Source organism: Mesorhizobium sp. CNPSo 4684, assembly GCF_057784315.1.
In genome coordinates, this window is record NZ_JBWLUX010000032.1 from 70,311 (window position 1) to 77,012 (window position 6,702).

Here is a 6,702-nt window from a genome sequence, read left to right on the forward strand (position 1 = left end):
AGCCGTCGCGATCCCCTTGTCGCGACGGCTGTCACCAGCAGACGGGAAGCGTTTCTTGACAATCCATACAGAACCCCTGAAGTCCGTTTCGGACATCGAGCGGACGACTTCCATGAGTTTGATCCCCGGTCGCATCGCCACACTGTTTGGCGGCAGGCGCTGGCGCAGCCTGGCGCCGCTGGCGGTGCTGATTGTGCTCTGCGTTTTGATCGCGATCGCCAATCCCAATTTCATCGAGGTCCGCAATCTGGTGCGGCTTGCCAATTCGGCCGCCGTGCCGCTGACGCTGGCCATGGGGCTGACCTTCATCATCCTGATGGGCAGCATCGACCTTTCGGTCGAAGGCACGCTGTCGGTATCGGCCATGGTCGTCGTGCTGCTCGCCGCCAATGACGGCAATGGCAACGACTATGGCTGGTGGGCAGTGCTAGCCGCAATCGTCGCCGGTACTGCCATGGGCTTTGTCAGCGGCCTCGTCCAGACCATGCTGCGCATCCCGTCCTTCATGGCCACGCTCGGCATGTGGTTCATCGGCCTTGGCCTGTCGGTCTATATGCTGGGTGGCTCGGCCATCAAGCTCAACGACGCCTCGATCCGCGACCTGGCACTGCACCGTTTCCTCGGTCTGCCGGTGGCAGTGTGGGTCGCGTTCGGCGCGTTCCTACTTGCGGCCGTCATCCAGTATCATACCAAGCTCGGGCGCCACATATTGGCGATCGGCGGTGACGAGGATGTCGCCAAGCTCTCCGGCGTCAACGTGGTGCGCGTGCGCATCACCGCCTTTGCGCTGGCCGGTTTCTTCTTCGGCATTGCCGGTGTGCTTGCCGCGGCACAGCTTGGCCAATCGCATGCCGTCATCGGCGACGGCAGGCTGTTTGCCGCGGTCACCGCCGTCGTCGTCGGCGGCACGGCGCTAACCGGCGGCGAGGGTGGCGTCGTCAACACACTGATCGGCGTCTTGATCGTCACCGTGCTTGCCAATGGCATGATCCTGCTCGGCATCTCGCCTTACATCCAGCAGACGGTGCAAGGCCTGATGATCATCGCCGCGGTGGCGCTGTCGCTCGACCGCGTCCGCCTGAAGATCGTGAAGTGAGCGCCATGCTGCAGGCGTCCAACGTCATCAAGAATTTTCCCGGCGTCCATGCCTTGCGTGACGTCTCCATCGAGGTGCGGCCCAACGAAGTGGTCGGGCTGATCGGCGAGAACGGCGCCGGCAAGTCGACGCTGATGCGGGTGCTGGCCGGCGGCTACCGGCCGGATGGCGGCAGCCTCACTTTGGACGGTGAGCAGCTTCGCATGCGCAACGCCCGTGACGCGGCGAAGCACGGCATCGGCATGGTGTTCCAGGAACAGTCGCTGGTGCTCAATCTGACGGTCGCCGAAAACATCTATCTCGGCGAGGAAGACCGCTTCACCCGTTTCGGCCTCGTCAACTGGCGTGCCATGAACGCGGCGGCGCGCCGGCAGTTGGCCAAGATCGGCATCGACATCGACGTCACCGCCCGCACCTCCGAACTCACTTTCGCCGCACGTCAAATGGTGGAGCTCGCCAAGGCGCTGACCCTGGAGGAAGTGGTCGAGCGGCAGCTGCTCATCCTGTTGGACGAGCCGACGTCGGTGCTCAACGCCGCCGACATCGCGGTGCTGTTTGCGCGCGTGCGCTCGCTGAAATCCCGCGCCAGCTTTGTCTTCGTCTCGCACCGCCTCGACGAGGTGCTCAACATCTCCGATCGCGTCTACACGATGAAGGACGGCGCGGTCGTCGCCGAACATCGTGCCGCCGAGGTCACCGCGCCGGAGCTGCACGAGATCATGGTCGGCCGCGGCCTGCAGGCTGAGTATTACCGCGAGGCCCGCCAGTTGGCGCCGCGCGACACGGTCATGGTCGAGGCCAAGGGCCTTGGCGCCAACGGCTTCTATCACGGCGTCGATCTCTCGATCCGCGCCGGCGAGATCGTCGGCATTGCCGGCGTCGTCGGCTCCGGCCGCGAGGAGGTGACGCGCACCATTGGCGGCTTCCTGCAGCATGATGCCGGCGAGATGAAAATCGCTGGTGACGCCGTGCGCTTCGGTTCGCCCGAACCGGCGGTGCGCAAGGGCATCGGCTATGTGCCGCGCGAGCGCCGGCTTGAAGGCCTGGTGATGTTCCTGTCGATCGCGGAAAACATTTCGCTGGCCGACCTCTCCAGCGTCATGCGCCATGGCGCCATCGACTATGGCAAGGAGCGCCGGCTTGCCGCCGACTGGATCAAGCGCCTCAGCATCAAGGCGCCGGGTCCCGATGCCGCCTGCCGCAAGCTCAGCGGCGGCAACCAGCAAAAGGTGGTGCTGGCGCGCTGGATGACGGCGGGCTCGCGCATCCTGGTGCTCGACCACCCGACACGCGGCCTTGATGTCGGCGCCAAGGAAGAGGTCTACGAGCTGGTGCGCGATCTCTCCGCGCAAGGCGTGGCGATCCTTTTGATCTCCGACACGCTGGAGGAAACGATCGGCCTGTCGCACCAGGTGCTGGTGATGCGCGACGGCGAGATCACCGCGCGCTTCGACGCCAGCCCCGGCAACAAGCCAAATCAAGTCGACCTTTTGCGAGCGATGGTGTGAGCCGATGAATGAACCGTTCTCCATCCAGCGGGTGTTCGAAGGCAAGTGGACGCAAGGCGCTATTCCGCTGATCCTTCTTGTCGGGCTGCTTCTGATCATCGAGATCGCAGCGCCCGGCTTTCTAACCGGCGAGACCGTTGCGCTGCTGTTTGCCAACACCGCGGTGCTGTTCATCCTGGCGACCGGCGTCACCTTCGCCATCCTGCTCGGCGGCATCGACCTGTCGATCCAGGCCGTGGCGTCGCTGGCCAGTGTCATCCTGGCGCAATTGCTGCCTTCGCTCGGCCTCGCCGCCTTTCCAGTGGCGATCCTGTCCGGTCTTGCCTTCGGAATCTTGAGCGGCGTCGTCCACGTCAAGCTGCGGGTGCCATCCTTCGTCGCGACGCTCGCCACCGGTGGCGTGGTCACCGGCCTGGCGCTCTGGGTCTCCAACGGCCGCGCCATCACCATCGAGGAAGGCGGGCGCGAAAACACCGCATGGATCAATGCCACCGTTGCCGGCATTCCGGTGGTGGTGCTGATTTCGGCGGTGATCGGCATCGCCGCCTTTCTGGCGCTGCGCTACACGCGCTTCGGCCGCCAGGCGATTGCGGTCGGCGCCGGTGAGCCGGCAGCCTGGGCGGCGGGCATCAATGTCGACCGCACCAAGATCATCGCCTTCGCCGCGTCCGGCATGCTGGCGGCCATCGCCGGCGTCGTGCTGGCGGCGAGGTTGTCGAGCGGTTCGCCGGTGCTGGCCAACCAGCTGCTGCTGCCGGCCATCGCCGCCGTCATCGTCGGCGGTACCGCCATTACCGGCGGGCTGGGCGGCGTTGCGCGCACGGCGGTCGGCGCGCTGATCATCTCGATCGTGCGCATCGGCATGACCTTTGTCGGCGTCAACATTTTTCTGGAAAACATGGTGTTCGGCGCGGTGCTGATCGCCGCCGTCGCCATCACCATCGACCGCAGCAAGATCGCGGTCATCAAGTGATCGCGCCTCCCAAGCAAGCGCGGACAGGACGGGACCGCATCGGCGCTAGGCCGATGCGGTCCGGTCGGAAATTACTGCCCAGAGGACTACATCGTGTCGAGGCCGATCAGCTCGATCTTGTAGCCGTCCGGATCTTCGACGAAGGCGATGTGGGTGGTGCCGTGCTGCATCGGGCCGGGTTTGCGCGGGATCTTGGCGCCGCGCCTTTCCAGTTCCGCGCAGACGGCGTAGATGTCGTTGACGCCGAGCGCCAGATGGCCGAAGCCGGTGCCGATCTCATAGGGTTCCTCGCGGCCCCAGTTCAGCGTCAGCTCGACGACGGCTTCCTTGTCCTCGGGACCATAGCCGACAAAGGCGTTGGTGAACTTGCCGCCGGGATAGTCGTCGCGGCGCAGCAAGGTCATCCCGAGCACTTCGGTGTAGAAGGCGATCGACTTGTCGAGGTCGAGCACCCTGATCATGGTGTGCATATAGCGAAAGCCCGGGGCGTCGCTCATTGGGTAAGTCCTCCGAATTCTGTGATTTGCAGTTCTGACCGTCCACATCAAACGGTTGGCGGGGATATGGCTTCGCTTGATGTTCTCAATCAGGGTTGTATGATAACACGACAACAGCTGTGTTTGTCCAGTCGTTTTCCCCTGGGGTGCAGAGTCCATTCATGAATGCCGTGCCGCCCACCTCCGCATCGCTGATCGCAGCCCTGGCCGGCCTGCTGCCGGATGGCGGGCTGCTGACCGAGGCAGTGGATCTGGCGCGCTACAGCCGCGACTGGTCGGGCGATCACTACGGCCGGCCTCTGGCGGTGGCGCGGCCATCCTCGGTGGAAGAGGTGTCGGCGGTGATGCGCTTTTGCCATGCCGAACGCATTCCAGTCGTGCCGCAGGGCGGGTTGACCGGTCTGGTGGGTGCTGCGGTGGCCGCAGATGGCGGCGAGATCGTCATTTCGCTGGAACGCATGAACAGGATCCGCTCGATCAGCCCGATCGACTTCGCCATGGTGGTCGAGGCCGGCTGCATCCTCGAGGACGCCAAGCGCGCCGCCGAAGCGAGCGACTGCCTTTTGCCGATCACTTTCGGCGCCCAAGGCAGCTGCCGCATCGGCGGCAATGTCGCCACCAATGCCGGCGGCTTCAACGTGCTGCGCTACGGCATGACCCGCGACCTCGTGCTCGGCCTTGAAGTGGTGCTGGCCGACGGCCGCATCTGGAACGGGCTGAAAGTGCTGCGCAAGGACAATCGCGGCTATGATCTGAAGCAGATATTCATCGGCTCGGAAGGCACGCTCGGCATCGTCACCGCCGCTGCGCTGAAGCTGTTCCCCAAGCCGACACAAATCGAAACCGCACTGGTCGGCCTGCGATCGGTCGAGGACGCGATGGCGCTTTATGCCCGCGCCCGGCGTGACTGCAGCGACTTGCTCACCGCCTTCGAGCTGATCCTGCGCGTCGGCATCGAGATTACCATGCGCGAAGGTCAGGATTTTGCCGATCCGCTCGGCAAGCCCTATCCGGCCTATGTGCTGATCGAGGTATCCTCCGGCGGGCTGATCGACCTCAACAGCATGCTGCTCGGTTTCCTCGGCAGCGTCGAGGACATTGTCGAGGACGGTGTCATCGCCTCGACGCGGGCTCAAGGTGAGCGGCTGTGGCTCTATCGCGAGATCATGGTTGAGCGGCAGGGCAGGGGCGGACGCTATCTGCGCACCGATGTCTCGGTGCCGATCTCTAGGCTCGCCGATTTCGTCACCGATGCGCTGGCCGCGTTGGAGAAGTCGCGGCCCGACGCGCTGGCCGTCACCTACGGCCATGTCGGCGACGGCAACATCCACCTCAACGTGGTGCCGCCGGAAGGCATGGCACCGGACGCGGTCGAGCATCTGTTCGAAGAGGCGGAAGCCGAGATTTTCACCGTCGTCGACCGCTACGGCGGCTCGATCAGCGCCGAGCATGGCATCGGCCGGGTCAAGCAGAAAGCGTTCCTCGACCGCATCGATCCGGTGACACTCGATCTGGCGGCCGGCATCAAGGACGCGTTCGACCCGCGCCATATCTTGAGCAACGGTCGCATTCTGGCGCCGACCGCCGCTGTCGACTATAGGTGAGCGATGACGCTGAAACTCGACAAGGTCAATCGCGGTCCACACCTCTCCACTCTGGTGGCGAGTTCCATCTCGCGCGAGATCGCACAAGGGCGGCTGAAGCCGGGCGACCAACTGCCGACCGAGGCGGCGCTGGCAACCACATTCGGCGTCAGCCGCAATGTGGTGCGCGAGGCGATCGCCAGGCTGCGCTCGGAAGGCCGCATCTGGTCGCAGCAGGGCCGCGGCGCCTTCGTGGCGGAGAGCAACAATCCGACGGTGCTGACCATCGACTATGAGACGCTGCAGCGCGCCGATTCCTTCCGCAATCTGTTCGAACTGCGCGGCATCCTCGAAGTGCAGGCGGCGGCGCTCGCCGCCAAACGCCGAAGCGACGCCGATCTGAAAGCCATGGGCGATGCGCTGTCCGGCATGCGCGCCGCGCCCTATGGCAGTGTCGCCTGGCTGCGCAGCGACCTCGAATTCCACCGCACCGTCGCCGAGGCGACGCGCAACGCCTATATGGGCCAGTTCCTGGTCTTCGTCTCCGAGCGCGTGCGCGAAAGCATTCTCGCCGCCGGCAACCAGCAGAAATCCGACGACATGGCCAGCATTACGCTCGGCGAGCACGAGCGCATTTTTACCGCGATCCGAAACCGCGATGTCGAAGGGTCGCAAGCCGCGATGCGCGACCACCTGGCGGGCGCGGCACTGCGCGTTGGACTGCACGACGGCGAGGCGCCTATTGAGGCAGCGCCGGTGCCGGAAGCGGCATCGCCGGTGCGGCATTCGCGGTTGCGGAAGGCTATCCGCGGGCAGGCTGGGGGGTAACCCCGCCTTACGTTATCTGTCCCGCGCTCCGGGCCAATCGCATTTGGCAGCGCTAGCCCCCTCTCCGCCTCGGCTTCGCCGAGCCACCTTGTATCTACACGAGAGAGATTTCGTGGGATTGAAGCGATTGAGCCAAGGTCCGGGCGGCCGCCCGGACCTTGGCTTGGCGAAGTCGCCCGTACCACCTGAGGTTACAGCCGCGGGAGAGCTTGGGATC

6 protein-coding genes are annotated in these 6,702 nt (G+C 64.9%); 5 read left to right on the top strand and 1 reads right to left on the bottom strand.

The features are described 5' to 3' along the window. The first annotated feature begins 112 nt into the window (after positions 1–112). From AC04SG_RS25950 to AC04SG_RS25960, 3 genes are read left to right on the top strand one after another with little or no spacing between them, the layout of a single operon-like run. Positions 113–1,096, top strand: a complete 984-nt coding sequence (locus AC04SG_RS25950; protein ID WP_488553365.1) for an ABC transporter permease — start codon at positions 113–115, stop codon at positions 1,094–1,096. A 5-nt stretch (positions 1,097–1,101) separates the two neighbouring features. Then, a complete protein-coding gene (locus tag AC04SG_RS25955; protein WP_488553372.1) occupies positions 1,102–2,604 on the top strand; it encodes a sugar ABC transporter ATP-binding protein in 1,503 nt (500 codons plus the stop codon). Positions 2,605–2,608: 4 nt separating this feature from the next. Continuing rightward, complete coding sequence (locus tag AC04SG_RS25960; protein WP_488553366.1) at positions 2,609–3,577, top strand: ABC transporter permease; 969 nt, start codon at positions 2,609–2,611, stop codon at positions 3,575–3,577. Positions 3,578–3,663: 86 nt separating this feature from the next. On the opposite strand, the gene gloA is transcribed toward AC04SG_RS25960, so the two are convergent. Continuing rightward, on the bottom strand, positions 3,664–4,074 hold the full coding sequence (gloA, locus tag AC04SG_RS25965; protein WP_488553367.1) for a lactoylglutathione lyase: 411 nt from the start codon (positions 4,072–4,074) through the stop codon (positions 3,664–3,666). A 161-nt stretch (positions 4,075–4,235) separates the two neighbouring features. Here gloA and AC04SG_RS25970 point away from each other — a divergent pair, with 161 nt between their 5' ends. Both AC04SG_RS25970 and AC04SG_RS25975 read left to right on the top strand, forming a co-directional pair. Beyond that, positions 4,236–5,678, top strand: coding sequence for an FAD-binding oxidoreductase (locus tag AC04SG_RS25970; RefSeq protein WP_488553368.1), 1,443 nt, complete (start codon positions 4,236–4,238; stop codon positions 5,676–5,678). A 3-nt stretch (positions 5,679–5,681) separates the two neighbouring features. Further along, positions 5,682–6,485 carry a FadR/GntR family transcriptional regulator gene (locus AC04SG_RS25975; protein ID WP_488553369.1) on the top strand — a complete coding sequence of 268 codons (804 nt, stop codon included), beginning with the start codon at positions 5,682–5,684 and terminating at the stop codon, positions 6,483–6,485. Positions 6,486–6,702: the final 217 nt, after the last annotated feature.